The 26,847-nt window shown below is 69.9% G+C and carries 29 protein-coding genes; 15 read left to right on the plus strand and 14 right to left on the minus strand.

The annotated features are described in order from the left end of the window. Positions 1-8: 8 nt before the first annotated feature. The 5 genes from B0B14_RS07325 to B0B14_RS07345 are packed head-to-tail and all read left to right on the plus strand — an operon-like array spanning position 9 to position 4,955. A complete protein-coding gene (locus B0B14_RS07325) occupies positions 9-1,817 on the plus strand; it encodes a TIGR03767 family metallophosphoesterase (RefSeq protein WP_076680773.1) in 1,809 nt (602 codons plus the stop codon). Beyond that, positions 1,814-2,161, plus strand: a complete 348-nt coding sequence (locus tag B0B14_RS07330) for a hypothetical protein (RefSeq protein WP_076680774.1) — start codon at positions 1,814-1,816, stop codon at positions 2,159-2,161. Before B0B14_RS07325 ends, B0B14_RS07330 begins: the two co-directional genes overlap by 4 nt. Next, complete coding sequence (locus B0B14_RS07335; protein WP_076680775.1) at positions 2,161-2,754, plus strand: hypothetical protein; 594 nt, start codon at positions 2,161-2,163, stop codon at positions 2,752-2,754. The genes B0B14_RS07330 and B0B14_RS07335 overlap by 1 nt, the downstream gene beginning before the upstream one ends. Positions 2,755-2,800: 46 nt before the next feature. Continuing rightward, positions 2,801-4,165 carry an MFS transporter gene (locus B0B14_RS07340; protein WP_076680776.1) on the plus strand — a complete coding sequence of 455 codons (1,365 nt, stop codon included), beginning with the start codon at positions 2,801-2,803 and terminating at the stop codon, positions 4,163-4,165. Between the two features lie 25 nt (positions 4,166-4,190). Further along, positions 4,191-4,955 carry an SGNH/GDSL hydrolase family protein gene (locus tag B0B14_RS07345; RefSeq protein WP_179085275.1) on the plus strand — a complete coding sequence of 255 codons (765 nt, stop codon included), beginning with the start codon at positions 4,191-4,193 and terminating at the stop codon, positions 4,953-4,955. Here B0B14_RS07345 and B0B14_RS07350 read toward each other — a convergent pair. Both B0B14_RS07350 and B0B14_RS07355 read right to left on the minus strand, forming a co-directional pair. Continuing rightward, a complete protein-coding gene (locus B0B14_RS07350) occupies positions 4,944-5,432 on the minus strand; it encodes a DUF2087 domain-containing protein (protein ID WP_076680777.1) in 489 nt (162 codons plus the stop codon). The two genes, B0B14_RS07345 and B0B14_RS07350, sit on opposite strands and share 12 nt — an antisense overlap. Next, positions 5,429-5,992 (minus strand): dihydrofolate reductase family protein, encoded by a 564-nt coding sequence (locus B0B14_RS07355; RefSeq protein WP_076680778.1) that lies wholly within the window; start codon positions 5,990-5,992, stop codon positions 5,429-5,431. Before B0B14_RS07355 ends, B0B14_RS07350 begins: the two co-directional genes overlap by 4 nt. An 81-nt stretch (positions 5,993-6,073) precedes the next feature. On the opposite strand from B0B14_RS07355, the gene B0B14_RS07360 reads away from it, so the two are divergent. The 3 genes from B0B14_RS07360 to B0B14_RS07370 all read left to right on the plus strand — a co-directional run bounded on the left by B0B14_RS07360 (position 6,074) and on the right by B0B14_RS07370 (position 7,241). Next, positions 6,074-6,442 carry an ArsR/SmtB family transcription factor gene (locus B0B14_RS07360; protein ID WP_306169499.1) on the plus strand — a complete coding sequence of 123 codons (369 nt, stop codon included), beginning with the start codon at positions 6,074-6,076 and terminating at the stop codon, positions 6,440-6,442. Further along, positions 6,435-6,881 carry an SRPBCC family protein gene (locus B0B14_RS07365; RefSeq protein WP_076680779.1) on the plus strand — a complete coding sequence of 149 codons (447 nt, stop codon included), beginning with the start codon at positions 6,435-6,437 and terminating at the stop codon, positions 6,879-6,881. The genes B0B14_RS07360 and B0B14_RS07365 overlap by 8 nt, the downstream gene beginning before the upstream one ends. A gap of 102 nt (positions 6,882-6,983) precedes the next feature. Further along, positions 6,984-7,241, plus strand: coding sequence for a DUF6458 family protein (locus tag B0B14_RS07370; RefSeq protein ID WP_076680780.1), 258 nt, complete (start codon positions 6,984-6,986; stop codon positions 7,239-7,241). 59 nt (positions 7,242-7,300) lie between these two features. Here B0B14_RS07370 and B0B14_RS07375 read toward each other — a convergent pair whose 3' ends face one another. The 4 genes from B0B14_RS07375 to B0B14_RS07390 form a co-directional block, all read right to left on the minus strand. Beyond that, positions 7,301-8,626 (minus strand): MFS transporter, encoded by a 1,326-nt coding sequence (locus B0B14_RS07375; RefSeq protein WP_076680781.1) that lies wholly within the window; start codon positions 8,624-8,626, stop codon positions 7,301-7,303. A 7-nt stretch (positions 8,627-8,633) separates the two neighbouring features. Next, on the minus strand, positions 8,634-9,923 hold the full coding sequence (locus tag B0B14_RS07380; RefSeq protein WP_076680782.1) for a hemolysin family protein: 1,290 nt from the start codon (positions 9,921-9,923) through the stop codon (positions 8,634-8,636). Positions 9,924-10,064: 141 nt separating this feature from the next. Then, positions 10,065-11,084, minus strand: coding sequence for a TerC family protein (locus B0B14_RS07385; protein WP_076680783.1), 1,020 nt, complete (start codon positions 11,082-11,084; stop codon positions 10,065-10,067). Positions 11,085-11,276: 192 nt separating this feature from the next. Continuing rightward, complete coding sequence (locus B0B14_RS07390) at positions 11,277-12,353, minus strand: pyridoxal phosphate-dependent aminotransferase (protein WP_083710387.1); 1,077 nt, start codon at positions 12,351-12,353, stop codon at positions 11,277-11,279. A gap of 51 nt (positions 12,354-12,404) precedes the next feature. On the opposite strand from B0B14_RS07390, the gene B0B14_RS07395 reads away from it, so the two are divergent. Continuing rightward, on the plus strand, positions 12,405-12,776 hold the full coding sequence (locus B0B14_RS07395; RefSeq protein ID WP_083710389.1) for a cupin domain-containing protein: 372 nt from the start codon (positions 12,405-12,407) through the stop codon (positions 12,774-12,776). Positions 12,777-12,818: 42 nt separating this feature from the next. Here the strand turns inward: B0B14_RS07395 and B0B14_RS07400 are convergent, their stop codons facing one another. From B0B14_RS07400 to B0B14_RS07410, 3 genes are read right to left on the minus strand one after another with little or no spacing between them, the layout of a single operon-like run. Beyond that, positions 12,819-13,073, minus strand: a complete 255-nt coding sequence (locus B0B14_RS07400; protein ID WP_076680785.1) for a DUF6510 family protein — start codon at positions 13,071-13,073, stop codon at positions 12,819-12,821. Beyond that, positions 13,073-13,807, minus strand: a complete 735-nt coding sequence (locus B0B14_RS07405) for a ferredoxin reductase (RefSeq protein ID WP_256714288.1) — start codon at positions 13,805-13,807, stop codon at positions 13,073-13,075. The genes B0B14_RS07400 and B0B14_RS07405 overlap by 1 nt, the downstream gene beginning before the upstream one ends. After that, positions 13,804-14,397: a sulfite oxidase-like oxidoreductase gene (locus B0B14_RS07410; protein WP_076680787.1), complete on the minus strand. Its 594-nt coding sequence runs from the start codon at positions 14,395-14,397 to the stop codon at positions 13,804-13,806. Before B0B14_RS07410 ends, B0B14_RS07405 begins: the two co-directional genes overlap by 4 nt. An 87-nt stretch (positions 14,398-14,484) precedes the next feature. Here B0B14_RS07410 and B0B14_RS07415 point away from each other — a divergent pair, with 87 nt between their 5' ends. Then, positions 14,485-15,405: an AEC family transporter gene (locus B0B14_RS07415; RefSeq protein WP_076680788.1), complete on the plus strand. Its 921-nt coding sequence runs from the start codon at positions 14,485-14,487 to the stop codon at positions 15,403-15,405. Positions 15,406-15,516: 111 nt separating this feature from the next. Continuing rightward, on the plus strand, positions 15,517-16,077 hold the full coding sequence (locus tag B0B14_RS07420) for an HdeD family acid-resistance protein (RefSeq protein WP_076680789.1): 561 nt from the start codon (positions 15,517-15,519) through the stop codon (positions 16,075-16,077). A gap of 59 nt (positions 16,078-16,136) precedes the next feature. Here B0B14_RS07420 and B0B14_RS07425 read toward each other — a convergent pair whose 3' ends face one another. Then, positions 16,137-18,116, minus strand: a complete 1,980-nt coding sequence (locus B0B14_RS07425) for a S9 family peptidase (protein ID WP_076680790.1) — start codon at positions 18,114-18,116, stop codon at positions 16,137-16,139. Position 18,117: 1 nt separating this feature from the next. After that, a complete protein-coding gene (locus B0B14_RS07430) occupies positions 18,118-18,882 on the minus strand; it encodes an SDR family oxidoreductase (protein ID WP_076680791.1) in 765 nt (254 codons plus the stop codon). A 117-nt stretch (positions 18,883-18,999) separates the two neighbouring features. On the opposite strand from B0B14_RS07430, the gene B0B14_RS07435 reads away from it, so the two are divergent. From B0B14_RS07435 to B0B14_RS07450, 4 genes are all read left to right on the plus strand, one after another. Next, positions 19,000-19,503, plus strand: a complete 504-nt coding sequence (locus B0B14_RS07435; RefSeq protein WP_256714289.1) for an NfeD family protein — start codon at positions 19,000-19,002, stop codon at positions 19,501-19,503. After that, a complete protein-coding gene (locus tag B0B14_RS07440) occupies positions 19,500-20,564 on the plus strand; it encodes an SPFH domain-containing protein (RefSeq protein ID WP_076680792.1) in 1,065 nt (354 codons plus the stop codon). The genes B0B14_RS07435 and B0B14_RS07440 overlap by 4 nt, the downstream gene beginning before the upstream one ends. After that, on the plus strand, positions 20,551-21,348 hold the full coding sequence (locus tag B0B14_RS07445) for a glycerophosphodiester phosphodiesterase family protein (protein ID WP_076680793.1): 798 nt from the start codon (positions 20,551-20,553) through the stop codon (positions 21,346-21,348). The genes B0B14_RS07440 and B0B14_RS07445 overlap by 14 nt, the downstream gene beginning before the upstream one ends. Positions 21,349-21,475: 127 nt before the next feature. Next, complete coding sequence (locus tag B0B14_RS07450) at positions 21,476-21,862, plus strand: RNA polymerase-binding protein RbpA (protein WP_076680794.1); 387 nt, start codon at positions 21,476-21,478, stop codon at positions 21,860-21,862. Positions 21,863-21,874: 12 nt separating this feature from the next. On the opposite strand, the gene lnt is transcribed toward B0B14_RS07450, so the two are convergent. From lnt to tatC, 3 genes are read right to left on the minus strand one after another with little or no spacing between them, the layout of a single operon-like run. Then, positions 21,875-23,467 carry an apolipoprotein N-acyltransferase gene (gene lnt / locus B0B14_RS07455; RefSeq protein WP_256714290.1) on the minus strand — a complete coding sequence of 531 codons (1,593 nt, stop codon included), beginning with the start codon at positions 23,465-23,467 and terminating at the stop codon, positions 21,875-21,877. Positions 23,468-23,523: 56 nt separating this feature from the next. Continuing rightward, positions 23,524-26,034, minus strand: coding sequence for a DEAD/DEAH box helicase (locus tag B0B14_RS07460; protein ID WP_076680795.1), 2,511 nt, complete (start codon positions 26,032-26,034; stop codon positions 23,524-23,526). Beyond that, complete coding sequence (gene tatC / locus B0B14_RS07465) at positions 26,031-26,792, minus strand: twin-arginine translocase subunit TatC (RefSeq protein ID WP_076680796.1); 762 nt, start codon at positions 26,790-26,792, stop codon at positions 26,031-26,033. Before tatC ends, B0B14_RS07460 begins: the two co-directional genes overlap by 4 nt. Positions 26,793-26,847: the final 55 nt, after the last annotated feature.

Raw genomic sequence — 26,847 nt, forward strand, 5'->3', positions numbered from 1 at the left:
GGGCACCGATGGGGGGACTCTCGAGACGCGCGTTCCTCGGCAGAACCGCGATCGCCGCACTGGCCCTCGGGCTCGACGTCGACCTCCTGCGACCTCGCGTCGCCCCCCTGTCGGACCTGTCGGTTCGACCGAACGTCACCGGCGCTACGGCTCCGACAACCCTCGACCAGACGATCCTGCACGGACCGGTCCTGTCACGCCAGTACCGCACGCTGCGGGCCGGACCCGGGGAGCCGCACATCCCCCGCCTCGACGTGCTGCGTGCAGCCGCCGACCCGACACGGGTGCAGCGTCGGCGATCGATCCTGTACCTCGGCCACCTCTCCGATCTCCACGTCATCGACGCGCAGTCGCCCGGCCGGATCGAACCGATGATCGAGCAGGATCACGCGGCGTGGGGATCGGCCTTCCACCCGCACGATCCCCTCAGCCCGCACACGACCGCAGCCATGGTGCGCGCCTTCTCGGATGCCCGCTACAGCGCCGTGACGGGCGCACCGCTGGGAGCCGCCGTCGTCACCGGCGACAGCGCCGACATGCACTCCCACCTCGAGCTCCGCTGGTACATCGACCTGATGGACGGCAAGAGCATCGATCCGGCCACGTCCGGCTCTCGGTACCAGGGAGTCCAGGCCTGGTCGGAGGCCGAGTGGGCGTATCGACCCGGCGATCCCGCCGGCGGTTCGTTCGGCGAGTACGGATTCCCGCGACTTCCCGACCTCCTCGCGCAGGCGATCGCCCAGCCGATCACCTCGCCGGGCCTCCCGAGCCCGTGGTACGCGGTCTACGGCAACCACGACACGCTTCTTCTCGGCACATTCGGCCTCACACCGCAGCTGCACGCATTGGCGGTCGGAGCGCGGAAGTCGTACCAGCTGCAGGCCACGGCGACAGCGATCCTGGGCGGGTACGCGTCTCAGGGGAGCGCGCTCACGCAGGGACTGGACATGCTCGGTCAGGCGCTCGGCCTCGGGAGACCGGGGTTCGCCGACGTCACCGCGAACCCCGAGAGGCGACTGTTCGAGAACCGCGAGTTCATGGCGGAGCACTTCCGCACGGAGCCCGAACCCGGGCCGGTGGGGCACGGCTTCACGTCACGCAATCTCGAGACCGGCGAGACCTGGTGGCGGGCCGAGCTGAGCCCGCACGTGCGCGCGCTGGGCCTGGACACGTGCAATGCCGTGGCCGGGCCCGACGGCGCAGTCCCCGACGACCAGTTCCAATGGCTGCGCGCCGAACTCGCCCGCGCGCAGAGCGAGAACACGCTCGTCCTCGTGCTCAGCCACCACAACAGCCTCACCCTGGAGAATAAAGCCCAGCGGCCCGGCGAGGACGTGGTGCTGCACCATGCGGAAGAGATGATCGATCTGCTCCTGGAGTACCCCGTTGCCATCGCCTGGCTCAACGGGCACACCCACCTCAACCAGATCCTGGCCCACACATCGCCCACGGGGGGCTTCTGGGAGATCACCACGGCATCGTGCATCGACTTCCCCCAACAGCAGCAGGTCGTGGAGATCGTCGACAATCGCGACGGCTCGCTGTCGATCTTCACGACCGTCCTCGACCACGCGTCGCCCGCGGTACCGGGCTCGTCGGGTTCGTCCATCGACCTCGCGGCACGCGCACGGGAGCTCGCCGCGAACGACTGGGCGGAATCGCCCTCGATGCGTCGCGGGTCGCCGCTGGATCGCAACACCGAGCTCCTGCTGCGCGCCCCGTTCGACCTCGCTGCGATCACGGACGCCTCCCTCGAAGCACAGCGCATCGTCGAGACGGCACGGGTGCTCGCCCACGAGCGGCGGTCGCGCTCATGACACGACGGACATCGACGACCGGCATCGTGCTCCTGGTCGCACTGTCGCTCACCGGCTGCTCCCAGATCGCCGCCATCGCCCCTGTCGGCGGAGATCGCCTCGCCGAGGTGCGCTTCGCCGGAATCGATGTTCTGGTCGACGCCGACATCCAGATCCTCGAGGCTCCCGTGTGCACGGAGGCGGCGGACGCGACGGTGACGTGCGCGGGCTCGACGGTGGACGGCGACACGATCACCGTCGCCTCGCCGGGCTCCGATCCCGACACATTGACGGTGACGACCGGTGACACCTCCGTCTACGAGGGGTCGCTCCACGCCGCGCTCGAGAAGGCGATGGGCGGCTGATGTCGCGGCTGTTCGCATGGATTCTGCTCGGTGCGGTGATCGTGTTCGGCGCGATCACGCAGACCATGACCTCGGTGGCCGGATCGGCGCCGGCCGACACGACGGCGCGGGTGCTCCTCGCCCTTCTGTCGGCGCTCCTGCTCTTCGGGGAGGTCGTGATCGCGACCGTTGCGACGACGACGATCACGACTCCCGAGGTGTCGCCCTCGTGGCAGCCTGTGGCCGCGTGGGCCGGCATCCTGCTGGTTCTCCTGGTCGCCGCCGCGCTCGTCTGGCCCCCGCTGCCGATCCTCGTCGCCGTGGCGGCGTGCGTGGTGCTCCCGGCGGCCGCATCCGGCCGGTACGACGCCTGGCGCGGGTTCGCCGTGTTCCGCACCACGCCGGGGCGTGCGGCCGCCGCCATGGCGTCCACCCTGGTCGCGGTCGTGATCGGCGCGGTGATCGCCCTGCTCACGGGCTTCTTCCTGACGCCGCTCATGGGCGCGGTCGTCTTCTGGCTCTTCGCCGGCGCAGCGGGAGCCGCGCTGCTCCTGTGGTGGACACGGCTCTGGTCCCGCTCGGCATCCGTCAGCGCCCCTTCCCCGATCCTCTGACCTCGCCGCGCACCGCGCCGGGTCGCGGCATCCCTACGATGAAGCCATGACGGATGCCTCGACCACGGCCGCTCCCTCGTCGACGGCGGAGCGGCTCGACCGGCTGCCCTTCACGCGGCAGCACCTGCGCGTCCTGACCGGCTCCGGCATCGGGTGGGCGCTGGATGCGATGGACGTCGGGCTGATCTCGTTCGTGATCGCCGCGCTCGCCGTGCAGTGGGACCTCGCTCCGGGCGAGACCGCGTGGATCGCATCGATCGGCTTCGTCGGGATGGCGATCGGGGCCACCCTCGGGGGCCTCCTGGCCGACCGCTTCGGCCGCCGCCAGATCTTCGCCCTCACCCTCATCGTCTACGGCATCGCCACGGGCGCGAGCGCCCTCGTGGGCGGACTCGCCCTGCTGCTCGTCTTCCGTTTCTTCGTCGGACTGGGCCTGGGCGCCGAGCTCCCCGTCGCGTCCACGTACGTCAGCGAGTTCGCTCCCGCCCGGATGCGCGGGCGACTCATCGTGATCCTCGAGGCGTTCTGGGCGGTGGGGTGGACCGCGGCCGCCCTCATCGGGTACTTCGTGTTCCCCGGATCGGACGACGGATGGCGCTGGGCCTTCGCCATCGGCGCCGTGCCGGCCGTCTACGCGCTCATCGTGCGGTGGGGCCTGCCCGAGTCCGCACGCTGGCTCGAGCGCCGCGGTCGCCACGACGAAGCCGACGCCGTGGTGCGCAGGTTCGAGGCCTCGGCCTCCGTCACGGCCGAGGCGAAGCGCCGCCTCACGACCGGGCCCATCGAGGTCCCCGCCGCGGCCGTGAGCGCCGGCGACCGCCTCTCCGCGCTGTGGTCGCGCGAGTTCCGCCGCCGCACGCTCAGCCTCTGGCTCGTCTGGTTCTGCGTGAATTTCGCCTACTACGGCGCCTTCATCTGGATCCCGACGATCCTGGTTCAGCAGGGGTTCGACCTCGTCCGGTCGTTCGAGTTCACGCTCATCATCACGCTCGCCCAGCTGCCCGGATACGCGGTCGCGGCCTGGCTGATCGAGGTCTGGGGACGACGCCTGACGCTGTCGGTCTTCCTCCTCGGCTCCGCCGTGTCGGCCGTCTTCTTCGGCACCGCCACGGAGGTCGCGGCCATCATCGCGGCGGGCATGGCCCTGTCGTTCTTCAACCTCGGCGCCTGGGGTGCGCTGTACGCCGTCACGCCCGAGCTGTACCCGACGTCGCTGCGCGCCACCGGATCGGGATGGGCCGCCGGGGTCGGACGGATCGCGTCGATCGTGGCGCCGCTCTCGGTGCCTCTCCTGCTCGGCATCGGGGGAGCGCCGCTGCTGTTCGTGGTGTTCGCGCTCTTCTTCGCCGTCGCGGCGGCCGCGACGTGGGGTCTCGTCGATCGGCGCGGTCGCCCGCTCGACGACCGCTGAGCGCGAGCCGCCGTAGGCTGGTGGGATGGCTTCCGTGCGTTACGTCGCGATCGGCGACTCGTTCACCGAGGGCGTCGGCGACGAGCTGCCCGACGGCCGCGTCCGCGGCTGGGCGGATCTGGTCGCCGAGGGATGGGCGGATGCCTCGGGCGATCCGATCCAGTACGCGAACCTCGCCATCCGCGGCAAGCTCGTGTGGCCGATCGTGGAGCAGCAGCTCGAACCCGCGCTGGCCTTGAAACCCACGCACCTGTCGTTCAACGGCGGCGGCAACGACATGCTGCGACCCCGCACATCGCTCTCGCACGTCGTCGACGCGTTCTCGCGCGTGCTGGAGCGATGCGACGAGGAGGGCGTGCAGCTCATCGTGCTGTCGGGGGCCAATCCCTCCGGGCAGCTGCCGATGGGGCGCATGATCCAACGCCGCGGCGATCTGCTGTCGCTCGGGGTCGTGCAGCGACTCTCCGACCGACCCGACGTCATCCGCGCGCTCAACTGGCCCGACCGCGAGCTCTCCACGCCCGGCTACTGGTCGGACGACCGTCTCCACATGAACGCGCGCGGGCACCACCGCGTCGCGGCGCGCGTCCTCGACGCGCTCGGCCACGAGCCGCCCGCGGCATGGTGGTCGCTTCCCTCACTGGCGGATGCCGCGAGCCCTCGGGGCGCCGCGTACTACCGGGAGCACGTCGGGCCGTGGGTGCGCCGCCGACTCACGGGCACGTCGTCGGGCGACAACCGCGATCCGAAGCATCCGGTCTGGGCGACGATCGAGCCCTCAGTCGTCTGACGCGCCGACGCGGGCGTACTCCGAGCCCGTCGAGGTGCGTTCCACGAGGCCCGCGTCGACGAGGTAGCGACGCAGCGCCGCGACGTCGCCTCCGGGCGCGAACCGCTCGAGCCGCTCGTTGACGTCGCGCTCGCTCCACACCTCTCCGATCGGGAGTACCTGGTCGGCGACCCACAGGAGCAGCTGATGCCGATCCGCGGCGCTCAGGGGATAGCGGTCGATACGGCCGTCGCGATCGAGGAATCGTGCCGGTCCGGTCGGCTTCACGGGTGCGCCCTCGGCGAGGACGGCGCGCAGCGCCGTGTCGTCGAACGTCCATCCGTCGCCGTCTGGGCGCACGAGACCCAGTTCTTCGAGGCGGGCGAACGCGCGCGTGCGCCGCGCCTCGGTCAGCGGCGCCGTGGGCAGCTCGGCCAGAGCGGCGCGGAGCTCGGGATTGAGGAGGGCCGCGACGACGCCTCGCCAGCGATCGCTCACGGCGCCGTCACCGCATAGGTGAGTTCGGCGAACTGGCCCGAGCGGCCGACGGACTCGAGTCGCAGCCGATCGGATCCGAGCACCCGGGGGAGCAATGGCCGGCCGGAGGCCAGGGTCACCGGGGCGATGGAGACGCGGACCTCGTCGAGCAGCCCCGCATCGGCGAACTGGCCCGCGAGGTCTCCTCCTCCCACGACCCAGACGTCGCGCTCACCTGCGGCTGCGACGATGTCGGCCCAGGCATCCGCCACCGAGCCGGAGACGAACCGGATGTCGGCGCCCGCCACCTCGGGCAGCGACCGGGAGGTGAACACGAAGGTCGGGCGGTCGCCGTAGTACTCCGGCCATCTCTCGGGATGCGCAACGAGCTCCTCGTGCCGCAGGACCCACTCATAGGTCGTGGAACCCTGCACGAGCACGCCGATGCCGGCCAGGAAGCGTTGGAACGACTCGTCGCCCCCTTCTCCTCCCGGCGTCGCGAACAGCCAGTCGAGCGAGTCGTCGTCGGTCGCGAGGAAGCCGTCGAGAGTCGCGGCGGTGAGGAAGATGACACGCGGCATGAGATCACGGTAGCGCCGAGAGCCGACGTATTGACAGGTATTCAACCACTTGGTATTCTACCTATCGGTTGAATAAGGGGGATGACGATGCCGACCGATACGCTGAGCCGCACGTTCTCGGCTCTCGCCGACCCCACGCGCCGCGAGCTGCTGGCACGACTCGCGGACGGCGAAGCCACCGTCGGGGAGCTCGCGGCGCCGTTCGAGATGACCCTCGCCGCCGTGTCGAAGCATCTGCGCGTGCTCGAGACCGCGGGGCTCGTCACCCGGGGGAGGGAGGGCCAGTTCCGGCCCGCCCGGCTCGATGCGCGACCACTGGCGGAGGCATCCGTCTGGATCTCCGACTACGCGGCGTTCTGGAAAGACAGCATCGACGCACTGGATGCCTATCTCGGCATCCTCCAGCAGCTCACCCCACAGGCCACCGACAAGGAGAACACCCATGGCTGACTACTTCACGATCACCCGCGAGCTGGCGGCTCCGCGCTCCCTGGTGTTCCAGGCCCTCACGCTCCCCGAGCACTTCGCCGTCTGGTTCGGCACCGCCGCCGTCGAAGTTCCGCAGGAGTCGCTGTCGATGGACGTGCGCGTGGGAGGCGCCTTCCGGGCGGTGATGGTGCTGCCCGACGGCAACCGCATCCACTGGGCCGGCGAGTACGTCGAGGTCGACCCGCCCGCGCGGCTCGCCATGACGCTGACCGACGACCCGGATGCCTACGCCGGCCTTCCCGTGCTGTTCGACCTCGAAGAGATCGAGGGCGGCACGCGCCTCACGATCAGCCAGGACCGCGCGGACTTCTCCGACGAGCAGGTCGCCGCCACGATCGCGGGCTACAACGCGTTCGTCGACGACATCGCCGCGGTGCTGGAGCGCATTCAGGCGGCCTGACCCGGTGCGCACGCGGATTGTCAACCCCTGCCGCGAGATCGTCAGGGTTGGCAGGATGCCTGAGGGTCCGCTCCACAAGCGGCGGCCCGAAAGGAGACTCGCATGAGCATCGGAACCGGCATCTTCCTCATCGTCGTCGGAGCGATCCTGACGTTCGCGCTCGACATCCAGGTCGACTGGGCGGACCTCGACCTCATCGGCTACATCCTGATGGGCGCGGGAGCCGTCATCCTGCTGATCGGGCTCGTGCTGCTGGCGCGTCGTCGTCGCTCGGACGTCGTCACGACCACGCAGGTCGACCCCTCCGCGGGCGAGCAGGTCACGCGCCGCACCACGCGCACCGACGACCAGACCCTCTGAGTCACCGCGGAAGGTCCCGGCGCCCCATGGCGCCGGGACCTTCGTCGTGCGCGAGGCGATCAGCGTCCGCGCGGCCGTCGGGGCGGCTGCAGCCCGAGCAGCACCCGCGTCCTCCGGCGCTCGATCACGATGAAGATCGCGCCGAGCGCCCACAGCGGCACCTGCGTGAGGAACGCCAGCCGGAACGCCTCGAGCGAGTACGTGGCGGGGGTCCCGGCCCCCTGCAGATCGAGCGACATGCCGACGAGGAAGATCGCGATCAGGCCCGCGAGGAATCCGCCCGAGTTGGTGATGCCGGTCGCGGTGCTGAGCCGGTGACGGGGGTTGTGCGTCCGCGCGTGGTCGAACGCGACCATCGACGCCGGGCCGCCCGTGGCGAGAGCCAGCGCGAGGGCGATCAGCAGCCACAGCGGCGCCGGCACGGGCCACGCGATCACGACGAGCCACACCACGGCCTGCACGGCGACCGTGGGCAGCACGAGCGCGCGTGAGCGCAGGTGGGGGATGCGGCCGGAGAGCGCCCCGACGACCGGACCGAGCACCATTCCGGCGACCACGAAGAGCAGCATGATCGACGCGGCCTCCGCCTGGGTGCGGCCTTCGCCGGCCGTGAGGAAAGGGATGCCCCAGAGCATGACGAAGGCGGTTCCCGCGAAGGGCGTCGTGAAGTGCGACCAGAAGGCGAGCCGCGTGCCCGGATGCGCCCAGGCCGCGCGGATGCCGACGCTCGTGTCGGCCGCCGAGGTGACGACCCGGATGGATCCCGTGTCGGTGTCGACCGAGACATCCGCGTCGCGATCGGGTGGGTGATTGCGCACGACGAGCGCCACGAGGATCGTGAACAGGATGCCGAGCCCCGCAACGCTGCCGAAGGCCACCGACCACGACGTGGCATGCAGGAGGGCGGCCAGCGGCACGATCGCGATGATCTGCCCCGACTGCCCGACGATGCCCGTCAGCTGCACCATGACCGGCGCACGCTGCGCGGGGAACCACGTGGCGATGAGTCGCAGGACGCTCGGGAACACCGCCGCGTCGCCCGCCCCGAGGATCATGCGCGCCGCGATCGCGATGCCGACGTTGGGGGAGAAGGCCATGGCGAGCTGCCCGACGGCCATGAGCGCCATGCCGATCGTGATGATCGGCCGGGCACCGTAGCGGTCCAGAAGCAGCCCCACCGGGATCTGCATGGCCCCGTAGACGCCCAGCTGCAGCACGGCGAACATCGACAGGGTCGAGGCGTCGGCCATGAACCGGTCGGCCGCGTCGACGCCGACCGCCGCGAGCGAGGTGCGGTTCGTGATGGCCAGCACGTAGCCGGCGACGCTGATGCCCCAGATGAGCCACGCCCGCCAGGAGGGGGCGGAGGTCAGGGGAGTGGTCACAGCATGTTCAGCCTATTGCGGTCTCGGCCTCCGACCGCGCGGTGACGTGGACTCCTGCGATCCGCCGCCGGTCCATGCTCGCGACCCGGATGGTCGCCCCGGGGATGTCGACGGTGTCTCCGACGACCGCGAGGCGGCCGAGTTGCTCGGTGATGAAGCCTGCGATCGTGTCGGACGACCCGCGCGGCAGGACCAGACCCGTCGCCTCTTCGAAGTCCTGGAGGTTCAGCCGGCCGTCGACGTGCCCGGCGGGTGCGGCGGGGTCGGCCGCCGTGTCGTACTCGTCGAAGATCTCGCCCACGACCTCCTCCACGAGGTCCTCGAGCGTCACGATGCCGTCGGTCCCGCCGTACTCGTCGACGACGACGGCGATCTGGTGGCCGCTCGCGCGCATCCGCGTCAGCGTGGGGAGGACCCGCGCGGTCGACGGGAAGTAGGAGATCGGCCGCACGAGTCCGCTGAGCGCGCGATCGGGATCACCGCCTGCGATCTCGAACAGATCGCGCACATGGACGAATCCGACGATGTCGTCGATCGACTTGTCGACGACGGGGTATCGGGAGAACGGCAGCTCGCGCACCTGGGCGACCGCGTCGACCAGGCGGGCGGTCTCATCGAGTGCCACCACCTCGGGCCTGGGCCGCATCACCTCGCTGATCTGCCGGCCGCGCAGCGACAGCACGTCGTCGAGGATGCGGCGTTCGTCGTCGGGCAGCCCCTGGTGGCTGGCGACGATGTCGCGGATCTCCTCGTCGCTGATCTGATCGGCGGTCTTGTCGGGATCGCCGCCCAGCAGTCGCACGAGCGCGTTGGTCGACACCGAGAGAAGCCAGATCACCGGTCGCATGAGCACGGCGAAGCCGTTCAGCGCCGGTGCGACGGCGTAGGCGAACCGCGCGTTGCGCTGGATCGCGAGACGCTTGGGCACGAGCTCGCCCAGCACGAGCGACAGGTACGCGATCACGAGCGTGAGGAGCACCGTCGCGATCGTCATGGCGAGCTGCTCGGTCGCGCCCCACGCCACGAACAGCGGAGCGACGGACGGCGCGATGGATGTCGCGCCGTACGCGGCCGACGCGAAGCCCGCGACGGTCACACCGATCTGCACGGCGGAGAGGAACGTGTTGGGGTTGCGGGCCAGGGATGCCACCCGTTCGCCTCGACGACCTCTCGCGGCGATCGCATTGATCTGGCTCTCCCGGAGCGTCACGAGGGCCATCTCGGTGGCCGCGAACACTCCGCCGATCAGGACGAAGGCGATGACCAGGGCGATGTTCCAGACGAGGTCGCCGTTCATCGGGCATCCGTCCTGGCTCGGAATGCGGCGCCGGGGGTCATCCCGGCACCGGGTCTGTCGGGGTCGGCGGACGCGTCGGTTCGGCGCGCGGTGGTCACGGGGTCTCCTCGGTGGTGATCAGTGGTCGGTAGGCGGATCGGGTCAGCGGGGGTCGTGCGAACGGGTGATCTCGTCGGCGACCTCGTCGGGCTCGCGCACGCGGTCGCCCCGCGTCTTGATGAGACTGGCGACGGTGGCGACGGTGATGGTCGCCGCGATGAACAGGAGCGAGAGCCAGATGGGGATCTCGGGGATCACGGTGATCGGCTCGCCCCCGTTGATGAAGGGCAGCTCGTTCTTGTGCAGGGCGTGGATGAGGAGCTTCACCCCGATGAAGGCGAGGATGACGGCGAGTCCCTGTGCGAGGTACACGAGTCGCTCGAGCAGTCCGCCGATGAGGAAGTACAGCTGGCGCAGACCCATGAGAGCGAACGCGTTCGCCGTGAAGACGATGTAGGCCTCGTTCGTGAGTCCGTAGATCGCCGGGATCGAGTCGACCGCGAAGATCAGGTCGACGAACCCGATGGCGACGATCACGAGCAGCATCGGCGTGACGAACCGCCGGCCGTCCTTCACGACGGTCAGCTTGTCGCCGTTGTACTCGTCGCTGACGGGCAGCACCCGCCGCGCGGCGCGCATGAACCGGCCGTCGGCCGGGTTCGACTCGCCGTGCGCGAACGCCTGACGGTAGGCGAGGAAGAGCAGCAGGGCGCCGAACGCGTAGAAGACCCACGAGAAGTTCTCGATGAGCGCCGCCCCCACCGCGATGAAGATGCCGCGCATGATGAGGGCGATGACGATGCCGATCATCAGCACCTTCTGCTGGTAGATCTTCGGGACGGCGAAGCTCGTCATCACGATGAGGAAGACGAACAGGTTGTCGACCGACAGCGCCTTCTCCGTCAGGTATCCGGCGAAGTACTCGCCGCCGTAGGTCCAGCCCGACACGACGCCGATCCCGACGCCGAACAGCAGCGCGAGGCCGATGTAGAACGCCGACCAGCGCGCCGATTCGCCGATGCTCGGCTCGTGCGGCTTGCGCACGTGGGCGAAGAACTCGTAGACGAAGAAGGCGATCGTGATCGCGATCGTGATGACCCAGACGAGGGGAGTGATGTTCACAGAGAGCGTCCTAACCTTGGCGTGAGCGGATCAGCGCCAAGGTCTTCTCCATCCTCGCGATCGAGGACCGGTGACCCGGAATGCGAATGCATTCGTAATGACGAGCCGACCGTGCCGGAGTACTCCCCTTGGAATGACAGCGATCTTACGGGTTCCCCCGGCATGGTTCCTGAACGGTTGCCGAGTGTCGGGTCACGACCACGCCGCATCGAATCGTGCCCGCAGATCGTGGAATCGCTCGACCGGCTCGTTGGCGAACACGAGCCGGACGTAGCGGTCTCCCGCCGGCCCCCATCCCGTCATCGGCGTCGCGGCGATCCGTCCGTGCTCGAAGAGACGCTCCACCGCGGCGGGCGCGGACAGGCCCAGCGGAGTGGTGTCGATGAGGAGCGACCAGCCGCCGTGCGGGCGGATCACCGGATAGCCGTCGAGCTGCTCGACGATCGCATCGCATCGCGCCTTCCACACCGCCGTCGCCCGGGCGACGTCCTCGTCGGCGTCGGGAGCCGTCAACGCGGCTGCGACCGCCTCCTGCGCGATGCCCACCTGGCAGACCACGTTGCTCAAGCCCACGAGATTGATGTCGCGGAGGATCTCCGCCGGCCCGACGACCCACCCGACGCGCCAGCCGATCATGCGCAGCTCCTTCGACGCGGCGCCGACGGTGATGGTGCGCGCGGCCAGCTCCTCGATCTGCGCAGGATGGACGCGCTCCTCGTCGTCGAAGCGGATGCGCTCCATGGCCGCGTCGTAGATCAGCCACGCGTCGACGGCGTCCAGTGCGCGCGCCAGGGCCTCCCACTGCGCCCGGCCGAGCACGGATCCGGTCGGCATGGCCGGCGACATCATGAGCACGGCCGCCGTCCGAGGGGTCACCGCGGCGGCGAGGCGATCGGGGTCGATCCGCCAGCCTTCCGGTGTCGGATCGAGCCCGACGAATCTCGGTACTCCTCCGGCGAGGCGGATGCGGTTCACGAGCCCCGCATAGATCGGGTCGACGATCACGACCTCGTCGCCCGGCTCCACGAGGGCGAGCAGGGTGTTCAGGATGCCGTTCAGCCCGCCGGCCGTGATGATGCACTCCGTCGCGGGATCGTACTCGCGCCCGGAGTGGCGTCCCACGTGTCGAGCGGCGGCTTCGCGCAGCGACATCGCCCCCTGGAACGGCAGGTAGCTGTTGGCCGCGTCCTCGTCGATCGCTGCGAGCGTCCGGCTGATCGCGACGGCGGGAGGGCGGATGTCGGTGTCGAGGTTCTCGAGCCGCAGCATCGACGGGTCGCCGAGCGCGTCCGCGCGGTCGCGACAGATCTGGGGATCCCGTTGAGCGACCTTCTCACGGGGGAGCGGTTCGAGGCTCACGGCGAGGCCGCACGCGCCCGTGGGCAGAGCATCGACGCTGCGCTCCTCGACCGGTGGGCGGATGAGACGCGTGTGACGGAGGTCTACCGCATCGTCATCAGCCCGGAGACCCGACGCTCGCTCGCGCACGCGCCGGGGGTCACCGAGATCCTCACGCTGATCGAAGGCGAGGCGGAGGTGGGCGATGCCGACGCGTCGGTGCGACTCCGCGCCGGCGACACTCACGCGTTCGCCGGCGACACAGCTCATCTGTACCGGGGGATCTCGCCGCGCTCGGTCGGCATCCTGATCATGGGTTACCCCACGGGGAGCGCTGGATCGTCAGTGAGTTGACATAATGTGCATTATCGGCGATTACGTCGAGAAGCGAAAACGTCACAGGACGAGGTTGCGCACGGCGCCGATCACCAGCCGCGAACCGGCGGGGTCGTTCAGGATCGTCAGGAGCGTGTGCGTGCAGCCGCGACAACGCACGATCACCGCGAACTCGTCCCGCTCGACCGTCGTCGTCGCCAGCGGCGCCGTCGCTCCGCACGCGCCGCACTCCGCCTGGATCATCGTCGCGTCGCGCGACAGCAGCTCGGTGAAGATCCCGGCCAGCGCATTGCCGTCGACGAGCTCGTACGTCATCACAGCCCTCCGAATCGCTCGGTGCGGATGCGCAGCGGCGGATGCCCGCGCGCCACGAGAGATCGTGCGACGGCCTCGACGAATGCCGTCGGCCCGCACACGAAGATCAGCGGATCGTCGGCCACCGGCCACACGGCGGCGTCCAGGCGCTCGGCATCCAGCCGACCGGTCGCACCGCTCCACCCGGCGGGAGCGGCTCGCGTGTACACCCACTCCACGGGGATCTCCCCCGGCAGCGATTCCATCTCATCGCGATATATCGCGTCTTCGGCGGTCCGGACGGAGTAGAGCAGACGGAAGCGCTGTCCGGATGCCGCCGCCAGCCGCGCCCGCACCATCGCCCGGAGCGGGACGATTCCCGAGCCTCCCGCGATGAGCTGCACCGGGGAGGCATCCGCTGCATTCCAGACGAAGTAGCCCCCGAGGGGTCCGAGCACCTCGAGCTCGTCCCCCGGCCGCACGTCGCGCACGAGGTACGGCGACACCTCGCCGTCGGGCACCTCGTCGACGGCGAGTTCGATCTCTTCGCCTGTGCCGGCGAGCCCGAGGGAGTACGACCGTACAGCCTGGTAGCCGTCGTCGGCCGTGAGCCGCACATCGACGTGCTGGCCCGGCAGCGACCCGGGCCACTGCGGAACAGCGAGGCGGAGGATCCGCGCGTGCGGCGTCGCTTCGGACACCGCCGCGACGGTCGCCGCGCGCCAGTGCACGCCGCTCGCCGGACGCCCGCTCACCAATAGCGCTCCTCTGTCCAGGGATCGCCGTGCAGGTGGTAGCCGTTCTGCTCCCAGAATCCGGGTTCGTCGCGCTCCTGCAGGACCAGGCCGCGGATCCACTTCGCGCTCTTCCAGAAGTACAGGTGCGGCACCAGGAGCCTCGCCGGGCCGCCGTGCTCGGGCGCGAGGGGCTGTCCGTCGAACTCGTACGCGATCCACGCCCGTCCACCGAGCAGATCTGCGAGCGGAACGTTCGTCGTGTAGCCGCCGTAGCAGTGCGCCATCACGTAGGCGTCGGCTGAATCGACGCCTTCGAGCAGCGTGTCGAGCGAGACCCCTCGCCAGCTCGTGTCGAGTTTCGACCACCTCGTGACGCAGTGGATGTCGGTCGCGACCTCCTCCGAAGGCAGAGCCAGGAACTCGTCCCACGTCCAGCTCGTCGTGACCCCCTTCTCGGTGCGGATCACGAACCGCCACTCCCCCAGCGGGATCTGCGGCGTGGGTCCGGCCGACAGCACCGGGAAGTCGGCCGTGAGGTACTGACCGGGCGGCAGTCGCGGGTCGGACTCGCGACGGCGCGCCCCGAAACCGCGGGACAGGATCGCCATGCCGCACAAACTACTCCCCCGCGGCCGCCGACGGGGAGACCTTCCGCCGCGCCGTGGCACTGTCGCCCGCGGCCCTAGGCTCGGATCATGCTGGAGTCGCTCACCGGATTCGTCGTGGTGGGCCTCGCGATCCTCGTCGGGTGGATCCTCGGGCGCATCGATCTGCTCGGCGAGCACGCCCGGCCCGTGCTGAGTCGGCTGACGTTCTTCGTGCTCTCCCCGTTCCTCCTCTTCGTGGTGCTGGCCGAAGCCGATGTGAAGATGCTCTTCTCGTCGCTGCTCCCCGTGTCGGCGATCGCGGCCATCGCGGTCATGGCGATGTTCGTCGTCGTCTCGCGGTTCGTGTGGCATCGCCCGGTGGGCGACGTCGTCATCGGCGCCCTCTCGGCCGGACAGGTCAACTCCAACAACATCGGCATCCCGCTGTCGCTCTACCTGCTGGGCAGCGCCGCGTACCCGGCTCCCGTGATCCTCCTGCAGCTGCTCGCGTTCACTCCTGTGACGATGGCGATCCTGGATGCCGCGACCTCCGGGCGTCGCTCGTTCCTGCGCACCCTCGGCCGCACCGTGTCGAACCCGATCGTGCTCGGCTCGGTGCTCGGTGTGCTGGTCGCGGTCAGCGGTCTCGATCTTCCGCCGGTCGTCATGGAACCCGCACGGCTCATCGCGAACGCCTGCGTTCCGGTCCTGCTGATCTCCTACGGCATCTCGCTGTACGGCCAGCGCGTGCTCGGTGCGTCCGGGCGCCGACGCGACGTCGTCCTCGCCACGTCTCTGAAGCTCCTCGTGATGCCCGCCGTCGCCTGGGCGATCGGGCGGTTCGTCTTCGACCTCCCCGACCACGATGTGCTGGTGGTCGTCGTGCTGGCCGCCCTTCCGACCGCGCAGAACGTGTTCAACTACGCCCAGCGCTACGGCGTCGGCGAGACGATCTCCCGCGACACGATCTTCCTGACGACGATCGGGTGCGTGCCGATCCTGTTGCTGGCGACCGTCATTCTCGGCTGAAACGCCCGAGATTCCCCCGCAACACGCGGACGCGCTCGTTGTCCGACCTCACGCTGAGGTTTACCCTGAGAGCGATCCCCTCACAGGGAACTCTCAGAAAGGGCCCCCCTCATGTCTGCAGCAACCGGCGCCGAAAAGGCCGCCGTCAACGGAATCCGCACCGCACTCGGTGTCGGCGGCGTTCTCGCGCTCATCGTCGGAATCCTGATCCTCGTCTGGCCGGGCAAGACCGCGGCCGTCGTGGCGATCATGATCGCCATCTACCTCGTGATCGCCGGTCTCGTCTACGCGGGTCTCGGCATCTTCAGCAAGGAGAAGGGCGGCTGGTCGCGCGTCGGCCACATCGCCCTCGGTGTCGTCTTCGTCATCGCGGGTGTGCTCGCGATGATCTCGCCGCTCGCGTTCGCCGGCTGGCTCGCGCTCTTCCTCGCGATCCTGCTCGGCATCACGTGGATCATCGAGGGCGTCGTGGCACTGTCCACCCTCGGCGACTCGTCGTCGAAGGGATGGTCGGTCTTCTTCGCCATCATCAGCATCATCGCCGGTATCGTCGTGCTGTTCTCCCCGCTGTGGGCAGCCGTCGTGCTCTGGTGGATCCTCGGCATCTCGCTGGTCGTGCTCGGCATCATCAACATCGTGCGCGCCTTCACGTTCGGCAAGAAGAGCCTCTGACCTTCTGCACGCAGGCGGGCCCGGAGATCTCTCCGGGCCCGCTTCGTTCGTCGTGCGCGTCAGACGGGGAGTCTGCGGTTCCACCAGTCGAGGACCGCCGCGAACCGCTCGACGCGGTGGCGCGGCTGGCCGCCCCGGGTGAGCTCGTGGTCCTCCCCCGGGAAGATCAGCATCTCGGCATCGGTCCCCTGCCGCTTCAGCGCCGAGTAGTACCGCGTCGCCTGTTCGAGCGGGCAGCGGAAGTCCAGCTCGGAGTGCAGCACGAGCGTCGGAGTCGTGACCTGCCCGACGACCTCGAGCGGGCTCTGGCGCGCCATGTCGTCGGCGTGGAGGCCGACGTACTCGTCGCCGAAGAACGAGCCGATGTCGCTCGTGCCCTGGAACGAGACGGGATCGAGGAAGCCGCGTTCGACGATGGCGCCCGCGAAACGGTGGTCGTGGGCGATGACCCACGCCGTCATGTACCCGCCGTACGACCCGCCCATGACACCGACCCGCTCGGCGTCCAGTGACGCGTCGGCGGCCAGCACCCCGTCGAAGAAGTCGATGATGTCGGTGTAGTCCAGGGTGCCCATCGCCTGCCGGATGCTGCGTCCGTGCGCGCGCCCGTAGCCCGCCGACCCGCGGGGATTGCAGTACGCGACGGCGTAGCCCGCATCCACGAGGACCTGCGTCTCATCGAACGGGTGTATGCCGTACTGCGCATACGGTCCGCCGTGGATCTGGAGGATCACCGGGAACGGGCCCTCGCCCTCGGGCTTGGCGACCCAGCCGTGCACGGGATAGCCGTCGCGGGCGCTGATCTCGACCTCCTGCGGGGCCGCGATGCCGGTGTCGCGGAGTGCGGAGCCGAGCTCGGTCACGACGCCGCCCGCCAGGTCGACGAGTTCGCCGAAGGAGTGCGGATAGGCGACGGATGCCACGATGGCACCGCCGTCGGAGGCCGCGTGGCCGTTCACCTCCACGTCGCCGTCGAGGAGGGACTCGATCGCCCCCGTGCGCGACACGCGAAGCAGCTCGACGCGCCCTCGCGTGCGGTTCTGGACGAGGAAGTCCTCGCCGACCGCGGTGATGTGACTGCCCACTTCGCCCAGATCGCTCGTGTCCGGGTCGGTGAGCCGGCGTGGACCGCCGGCGTCGAGGATCCAGAGGGCGTCACTGGCGGCGACGAAGTCGACGGGCGACTCCCGCAGCTCCGACGCCCGCAGAGCGATCACTCCGTCGGGCGCGACGGCGACCTCGGAGATCGACAGTCCGGCGTCCCTCGAGACAACTTCCCGGACTTCGCCGCCGTCGACCCGGACGGCGACGAGCGGCGTGCGCAGATCGCGGACCGCGGGCTCGAGCTCATCGGGCACGGTGAGGATCTCGGCGCCGTCCGCGGTGAAGACCACCCCGGCGTACGAGGCCGAGCCCTGCGTCAGCTGCACGGCCTCGTGCTGCACCACGGCCCGGCGGGGAGGCGTGTCTCCTTCCGGCCGGACCGCGGGGGCCGGCGCCACGGACGGCTCGGCCGACAGGTCGGGAGCGGCGACGACGAACACGTGCGCGGGCCTGTCGCCGATGTACCCGGCGCCGTTGGCATGCCAGCGGACACCGGTGATGCGACGTGGCGCCTCGGACGAGGCATCCAGCCCCTCCACCGTGCCGTAGCGACCGCGCTCGGGGACCGGCGCCGTGAACGCGAGTCGGGAGCCGTCGGGAGACCAGGCGAACGAGCGGATGCCGAGCGGGGCATCCGTCACCTGCACGGGTTCTCCTCCCCCGGCCTCCACGATCCACAGCTGCGGCTTGTCCTTCGCGTCGCCGCGGACGAACGCCACCCGCGTGTCGTCGGGCGACAATCGCGGGGACGAGTCGGCGACGCCGCGCGTCAGCGGACGGGTCTCGCCCGAGCCCAGCTCGGCGCGGAACAGCCGTCCGACGTTGCGGTTCGCCTCGACCGACGGGCGCGACGTCGCGTAGACGGCGAAGGAGCCGTCTCGCGAGATCGTCGGGCGTCCGACGGAGACGAGCTTCTCGATGTCGTGTGCCCGCACGTCACTCCCCCGCGAACGACGTCGTGTCTCCGACGAGTCGCGTGTTGTCGCCCGGGACGGGGTCGACGGCGGCGCGCGCCACCTCGGCGGCGAACTCCGACACGTTGTAGAGCTTGCCGGCGTCCTCCCGGCGAGCGGAGATCGCACCCGGGTTCGCGCGCTCGAGCAGCGTCGCGGTGATCGTTCCCTCGATCATGTCGCCGGACACGACCGTGAAGCCCACGCCCTTCCCTTCGAGCGTCGGGATCCGCTCGCGGAGCGCGTCCTCGCCGGCGCGCTTGGACAGCGCGACGGGCTCGTACTCGGGCATCGTCGGGGTCGTGCGGATGAAGTGCGCCTGGTGGCTTGTCACGAACACGACGCGCGATCCGTCGCCGAGCAGCGGCAGCGCGGTCTCGAGAACATTCACCTGCGCATCGCGGTTGAGCTGAAGAGCGTAGTCGGCCGCCATGCCCGACTCCATGCCTCCGGAGGCGTTCAGCACGAGGATGTCGAGCGAGCCGAACGCGCGCTGCACCTCGTCGAACATCGCCTGCACCGACTCGGGGTCGGTGAGATCGGCGCCCACGACGAGCGCTTCGACGCCCAGGCCCCGCAGCTCGGTCGCGAGCTTCTCGGCGCGGGGCGCCTTGTTGCGGAAGTTGATCACGACGTTCGCTCCGGCCTCGGCGAAGTAGCGGACGGTGTCGGCGCCGATGCCGCGCGAGGATCCGGTGACGAGGGCGGTCTTCCCGCTGAGCGAGCCGGAAGGAAGGATCTGGGACATGCGGGCGCTCCAGTGGTTCGGGGCCCGGGCGATGGATTATCCGGGCCGTCCACGAGCCTATCCAACGGCCCCGCCGCGAGCCCGGCTGTTAGGGTTCGAGAAAGGAAGGGAGACGTCGTGGCCCTGCTGCCGGACCTCACGCAGTACCTGTGGATCGTGTGGATCGTGCTCGCTCTGATCTTCGTGATCATCGAGCTGCTGACCCTCGAGTTCACCTTCCTGATGCTGGCTGCGGGCACCCTGCTCGGCGGCCTGGGAGTGAATCTGCTGGGCGGGCCGTGGTGGCTGCAGATCGCGGCGGCTGCCGCGCTGTCGGCGCTCCTGCTCTTCACGATCCGCCCCCTGCTCCTGCGCGCACTACACCGCGGCGAGACGCCGGTGGCGATGAACGTCGATGCGCTGTTCGGGATGCTGGGCCGGGTCGTCTCCCCGGTCACGGCCGTGACCGGCTCGGTGCGGCTCGACAACGGCGAGACCTGGACGGCGAAGCTCGCCGACATCCATGACGGATCGCTCGACGTGGGGGTGCGCGTGCAGGTCACGAGCGTCCTCGGCGCGACCGTCGAGGTGGCACCCGCTCCCCCGCGGGCGACGCCCCTGAGAGAGGAAACAGACTCATGATCGACGTCGGGGCCTTCGTCGGCCAGATCTTCGTGATCGTCCTGCTGGTGGTGCTCGCGATCTTCGTGGTCGTCGTGCTCTTCCGCTCGATCCGCATCATCCCGCAGGCCTACACCGGAGTCGTCGAGCGGCTTGGCCGGTACCAGCGCACGCTGAGCCCCGGGCTCAACATCCTCGTGCCCTTCATCGACCGCCTGCGACCGCTCGTCGACATGCGCGAGACGGTGGTCTCGTTCCCGCCGCAGCCGGTCATCACGGAGGACAACCTCGTCGTCTCGATCGACACCGTCGTGTACTTCCAGGTGACGGATGCCCGTGCAGCGACGTACGAGATCGCGAACTACCTCGGAGCGGTCGAGCAGCTCACCACGACGACGCTGCGCAACGTCGTCGGCGGCCTCAACCTCGAGGAGGCGCTGACGAGCCGCGACAACATCAACGGCCAGCTGCGCGTCGTGCTCGACGAGGCCACGGGGAAGTGGGGCATCCGCGTCTCCCGCGTCGAGCTGAAGGCCATCGATCCGCCCCTCTCCATCCAGGACTCGATGGAGAAGCAGATGCGCGCCGAGCGCGACCGCCGCGCCGTGATCCTCACGGCGGAGGGCACGAAGCAGTCGTCGATCCTCACGGCCGAAGGACAGCGCCAGGCCGAGATCCTCAAGGCCGAGGGCGACAAGCAGGCCGCGGTGCTGCGGGCGCAGGGCGAGGCCGAGGCGATCCGGATGGTGTTCAACGCCATCCACGCGGGCGACCCCGACGAGAAGCTCCTCGCCTACCAGTACCTGCAGACGCTCCCCAAGATCGCCGACAGTGCGTCGAGCAAGCTGTGGATCATCCCGAGCGAGCTCACCGAGGCCCTGAAGGGCATCGGCGATGCGTTCGGCGGTCGCGCGGAGGACACCGGTCGCCGTGTCGCCGAGGCGGAGTCATCGGATGCGGCGCGCGAGGCCGCCGATGCGGCCGTCGCCGCTGCCCACGAGGCGGCTCTGGCCGCAGACGGCATCGCGACCGAGGCGCTCTCCGCGCCCGGCTCCCCCGGGACCGGGGATGCCGACGCCTGACATCGGTCCGCGTCATCCCTGGTTCGCGGGAGCCGACACGCCGCGCGTGCTCGCGCACCGCGGACTCGTCACGGCGGAGGCGGCTGCCCACGGCATCGCGGAGAACTCGTTCGCCGCGGTCGCCGCGGCGCACGCGGCGGGAGCGCTCTTCGTCGAGTCCGACTGCCACCTGACGAGCGACGGCACGGTCGTGCTCTTCCACGACGACGACCTCTCCCGGGTGACGGGCGACCCGCGGCCGATCACCGAGGTCACGGTGACCGAGCTGTCCGACCTCATGGCCGAACGCGGCGGACTCATCACCCTCGAGCAGGCGCTCGAGTCGTTCCCCCTCACGCGGTTCAACCTCGACGTGAAGGCGGCCGGCGCCGCCGAGTCCATCGGGCGCATCGTCGCACCCCACGCCGACCGCGTGCTGCTCGCGAGCTTCTCGGACGCGCGCCGTCGTGCCGCCCTGGACGCCGCGGAGCGCGAAGGCGACGGCATCCGTCCGGCCACCTCCGCCGGCAAGGCCACACTGGCCCGCGTGCTCCGCGCCGTCGTGCTGCGTTCGCGCCGCCTCGCCGCGCGCGCCCTGGCCGATGTCGACGCCCTGCAGATCCCCGAGCGCCAGAGCGGGATCCGGGTTCTCTCGCCGAGGCTCGTGGACTACGCGCACGCGAGCGGCGTGGAGGTGCACGTCTGGACCGTCAACGCTCCCGACGACATGCGCCGGCTCGTAGCTCTGGGCGTCGACGGCATCGTCACCGACCACGCCGACGTCGCGCTGGCCGCCCTCGCCTGACGCACCGTCGGGGCGCTGCACCGCGCGCCCTGTGCATCCTCTGTGAATGCCGGTTCCGGGGCGTTCGTTCGGATGATCCGCCCAGGTGTCTTCGTTATACCTGAGTACGCGACGAAAGGACCACACAATGGCAGACCGCAGTCTGCGCGGCATCCGACTCGGCGCCCAGAGCCTACAGAGCGAAGAGGGCGTCGTGTTCCATGAACGCGCACATCACACCTACACCTGCACGTCCTGCGGACGTGATTCCCACCTGACCTTCGCGGCGGATGCAGAAGTCCCCGACGCGTGGGAGTGCCGCACGTGCGGCGCCGAGGCTCTGCTGCAGATCGGCGGCGGCAAGACTGCCGAGGTCGACCACTCCGGTGACAAGGTCGCCCGCAGCCACTGGGACATGCTGCTGGAGCGTCGCACACTGCCCGAGCTCGAAGAGCTCCTCGAAGAGCGCCTCGCGTTCGTCCGCGCCCGCCGCGGCGCCGGCGAAGACGTCTCGATCGACAAGATCAGCGCCTGACGCCACCCGCACTCACGAGACGCCGGCTCCTTCGGGGGCCGGCGTCTTCGCGTTGCGCCGGCGGACGAGAACGAGCGTGCCGACCACGGCGAGAGCCAGGGCGCTCCCCCACCCCCACAGAGCGGTCAGCGCCGGTCCGAGCACGACGGCCGGCGTGAGTCCGGTGCGCAGAGGCACGTCGGCGAGCAGGTGACCCGCGACATCCGCGTCGAGGCGCTGGATCTCCGATCCGTCCGGCGCGATCATCTGACTCGTGCCGACGGTCGAGATGTTCACGACCGATCGGCCCGTCTCGATCGCGCGCATGCGGGCGAACGCGAGCTGCTGGAGGTTCTCGTTCGTCCCACGGAAGTCGGCGTTATTGGTCTGGAACATGAAGATCTGGGCGCCCTCGCGCGCGCCGTCCCAGATCACGTCGTCGTAGATGACGTCGAAGCAGATGGCCAGCCCCACCCCCACGCCGTCGAGGTCGAAGAAGGGCTCAGCCGTTCCCGGGGTGTACTCGCGCTGGATCAGGCCGATGAGGTCGGGCGCGAACAGGCTCCAGATCTCGCGGTTCGGCACGTACTCGCCGAAGGGCACCGGATGCCGCTTGTCGTACACCGCGACCGGATTCTCGGCCCCCGCCTCCCACAGGAGAGAGGAGTTGAAGTACTCCTCGCCGCGCTGCGTCACGGCGGCGACGAGGAGCGGGGCATCCAGCGTCTCGGCGAGCTCGTCGAGGGCGGCCGCCGCGACGATGCTCTGCGTCGGATCGGCGTCGACGCCGCCCTCCGGCCAGAGCAGCACGTCCATCTCCTGATCCAGGAGCGGCTCGGTGGCCAGCAGCTGCGCGTTCAGGACGGCGTACGGCTCGCGCTGGTCGAAGTAGCCCGCAGGACCGTTGCCCTGCACGGCGCCGACGCGGAGGCTGCCGACATCCGTCGTGGGGAACTGCGGCAGGACGAACAGCACGGTCACCGTGAGCGCCGCGGGAAGCGCCGTGCGCAGGTCGGTGAGGCGTCGGAGGCGGACGTACTCCACGGCGGCGGCGCACGCGAACACGACGAGGAACGTCAGCCCCGACATCCCGACCCATGACGCCACGTCAGCCAGCGGTCCGTTCGACTGCGTCACCCCGATGCGCGCCCACGGGTATCCGCCGTAGGGGAAGGTGCCGATCAGCTGCTCCCGCATCGTCCAGACTCCCGCGACGAGGGCCGGCAGGGCGACCAGTCGCGCCCAGGGACCCGCGGCGAGCCTCGGCAGCCAGCGGTACGCCAGCGTGAGGGCGATCGCGGCCACCCCCGTGAGGATCGCCTCCAGCATCGACAGCGCGATCCACGGCACCGGGCCGAGGTAGCGCGCCGTGAAGGAGAGATTGACGAAGAAGAGCGCGGCGCCGTAGGCGAATCCGACGAGCAGCGCCGACCACGCGCTCCGCCCGATGAGGCTCACGAGAGCCAGCGGCACCGCGACGAACACGAGCGGCCACCAGGCGACGTCGGGGAACGCGAGGGTGAGGACGAGGCCCGAGACGACGGATGCCGCGAGGGCCGCCCACAGCGGCAGCAGGGCCTGTTCCCGCACGGACCGCAGGGGCGACGGCTCGGGGGTCGGGGGCACGGATCGAGCCTAAGCGACGCGGCGTCGAACCGGCGCCGGGTCTCCTCCGCCCGGGCTCACACCGAGCTGTAGCTGACGATCCCGCGGCGCACGGCGTCCAGCGCCTTGCGGGCGGTCGTGGCGACCGGCGCATCGGCCACCAGCGAGAGCTGATCGAGCAGATCGATCGTCTGCTTCGTCCACCGCACGAAGTCGCCGGCGGCCAGATCGGCCTCGACGAGCACCCGGTCCAGCGGCACACCGCGCGCCCACGAGTGCATCGCCTGCGCCAGACCCGCGGCCACCGACTCGGTGCCCGGCAGCCGATGGCTCTGCTCGAGGTCGTCGAGGCGCTGCCAGAGATCCTGGGTGTCGCTCAGAGCGGCACGGAACGGCCCCCGGGGCAGTCCATGCTCCCCCGGGCCGTTGTCGTCCCTGCGGGGCTCGTAGACGAGCGAGCACGCCAGCGCGGCCAGGGAGGGGGCATCCAGGTCCTTCCACAGCCCCAGCCGCAGCGCTTCGGCCACGAGCAGGTCGCGCTCGCCGTAGATGCGCCGCATCGTGCGGCCCGCCGCCGTGAGGGTCGTCGACCCGTCGGGCTCCAGGCGCACGTAATCGAGCTCGGTCAGCACGTCGACGACGCGGTCGAAGATGCGCGCCACCGTGCCGGTGCGCGCCTGGATCGACTGCCGCAGCTTGTCGATCTGCCGCTGCATCTTCCAGTAGCGCTCGGCCCACCGCGCATGGTTCTCGCGATCCGGGCACTGGTGGCACGAGTGCCGCTGCATGCTCTTGCGCAGCGAGGCGATCTCGCTGAGCCGGGCGTCCCGGACGGCGCGCGATGCGGTGGCGTCCTTGCGGTTGAGCTTCTCGAGATCGCCGAGGTCGCGGCGGATGCGGGAGTACTCGGTGAAGTCTCCGCGGTCGCACGTCATCGCCTTCGCGTACCCCGCGAGCGACTCCTCGAGCTCCTTGACCTGGCGGGCCAGACCCACCACCGAGCGATCGGCCTGGAACTGCGCGAACGACGACTCGAGGATCTCCCGGGCCTCGCCGCGGCCGAAGCGGTCGATGAGGTTGACGGCCATGTTGTACGTGGGCCGGAAGCTGGAGTTCAGCGGGTAGGTGCGACGCGAGGCGAGCGCGGCCACGGCCTGCGGATCGAGGCCCTCGGTCCACTGGATGACCGCGTGGCCCTCCACATCGATCCCGCGGCGGCCGGCACGACCCGTGAGCTGGGTGTACTCCCCCGACGTGATCGCGACCCGGGCCTCGCCGTTGAACTTCTCGAGCTTCTCGAGCACGACCGTGCGCGCCGGCATGTTGATGCCGAGGGCGAGCGTCTCGGTGGCGAACACGACCTTCACGAGCTTGCGCCGGAAGAGCTCCTCGACGACCTCCTTGAACGCCGGCAGAAGCCCGGCGTGGTGGGCGGCGAGCCCGCGCTCGAGGTTCTCGCGCCACTCCCAGAACCCGAGGACGCCCAGGTCCTCCTCGTGGAGGCTTCGGGTGCGCTCCTCGACGACCGCGCGGATCTCGGCGCGCTCGTCGGGCGTGGTGAGCCGCAGGCCCGACCGCGCCACCTGGTTCACGGCGGCGTCGCACCCGACGCGACTGAAGATGAAGAAGATCGCGGGCAGGAGGTTCGCCCGCGACAGGAGGTGCACGACCTCGGGTCGGTCGAGCCGCTCGATGCGCTGCACGTTGGCCGAGCGGACGGGACGCTGCCCGCCCTTCTGGGGCCGGCGTCGGGATGCCTCGTACCCGCCGGAGGGGCGGCTGCGCTCGCCGGAGCCCCCCGAGGAGCGCATCTGCTGCACGCGGCGGTTGTTCTCGAACGTCGGGCCCTTGAAGGAGCGGATGCGCATGAGCTCCTGGTTGACCTGCGCCGTCGCGATGCCTGCGCGGTCGTCGAAGAGCGGCAGGAGGTCGCCGCGCACGAGGACGTGCTGCTCGAGAGGGACCGGACGCGTCTCCGAGACGATGACCTCGGTATCGCCGCGCACCGTGTCGAGCCAGTCGCCGAACTCCTCCGCGTTCGAGACGGTGGCCGACAGCGCCACGACGCGGACGCTCGGCGGAAGGTGGATGATGACCTCCTCCCACACCGCCCCCCGGAAGCGGTCGGCGAGGTAGTGGACTTCGTCCATCACGACATAGCGGAGGCCGCGCAGCGCCGAGGAGTCCGCGTACAGCATGTTGCGCAGGACCTCGGTGGTCATCACCACCACGCGGGCGTTGCCGTTGATGTTGGTGTCGCCGGTGAGCAGGCCCACCTCGCTCTCGCCGTAGACCTCGCAGAGCTCCCGGAACTTCTGGTTCGACAGCGCCTTCATCGGCGTCGTGTAGAACGCCTTGTCGCCCGGCTCGCGCATCGCGAGGTGGATCGCGAACTCGCCGACGATCGTCTTGCCCGCGCCGGTGGGGGCTGCGACGAGCACACTGCTGCCGTCTTCGAGCGCGTGGCATCCGGCGACCTGGAAGGGGTCGAGGGTGAAGCGCTGGGAGGCCGCGAACTCGACGGTCACGGGATGCATGCGGTTCTCCTCGGCGCGGGCGTAGCGCTCCGCGGGACTCGCGTCGGTCATGCCGCGGTCTCAGGCGGCAGCAGCGCCTCTTCCCGCTTCCTCTTGCCTCGATCGAACAGCAGCGAGACGCCGGCCGCCGCGAAGAAGAGCACGATCAGGATGCCGGCCAGCAGCAGCATCGACACGACCTCCACGGCGGGCGTCGCGACGGCGGCGAAGATCGTGGCGGTCAGGATCGCGACGCGCCACCCCTTGAGGATGTCGCGTCCCGACATGATCCCCGCGAGATTGAGAGCGACGAGGAACACCGGCAGGACGAACGAGATCCCGACCACGAGCAGCAGCTTGAAGATGAAGTCGTAGTAGACGTCGTACTGGTACAGCAGCTGCGTGCCGCCCTCGGGGACGAACGTCGCCATCAGCTCGATGATGTGGGGCGCGACCAGCCACGCGACCGCGGTGCCGGCGAAGAAGAGCGGAACCGCGGCTCCCATGAACCCGAGCGTGTAGCGCATCTCCTTGCGCGTCAGACCGGGCATCACGAAGGCCCAGATCTGCCACAGCCAGAACGGCGCCGAGATCAGCAGGCCGATCGCGAAGGCGATCCGCATGCGCAGATCGAACCCGCTCGTGACGGTCGTGAACATCAGCGCGATGCGCTCGTCGTCGCGGGCTTCGGCGACGATGCGGATGGGCTCGGTGAGCAGCTCGATGACGGGCGTCGTGATGATGAACGCCACGACCATCCCGGCGATCAGCGCGAGGACGGCGAAGAACAGCCGGCGACGCAGCTCGATCAGATGCTGGGCGAGCGACATCCGCTTGTCGCGCCGCGGCGTCCCCGGATCGATCGCCGGCGGTGGACCCGTCGTC

It is taken from the genome of Microbacterium sp. RU33B, assembly GCF_900155915.1.
Taxonomy (GTDB): domain Bacteria; phylum Actinomycetota; class Actinomycetes; order Actinomycetales; family Microbacteriaceae; genus Microbacterium.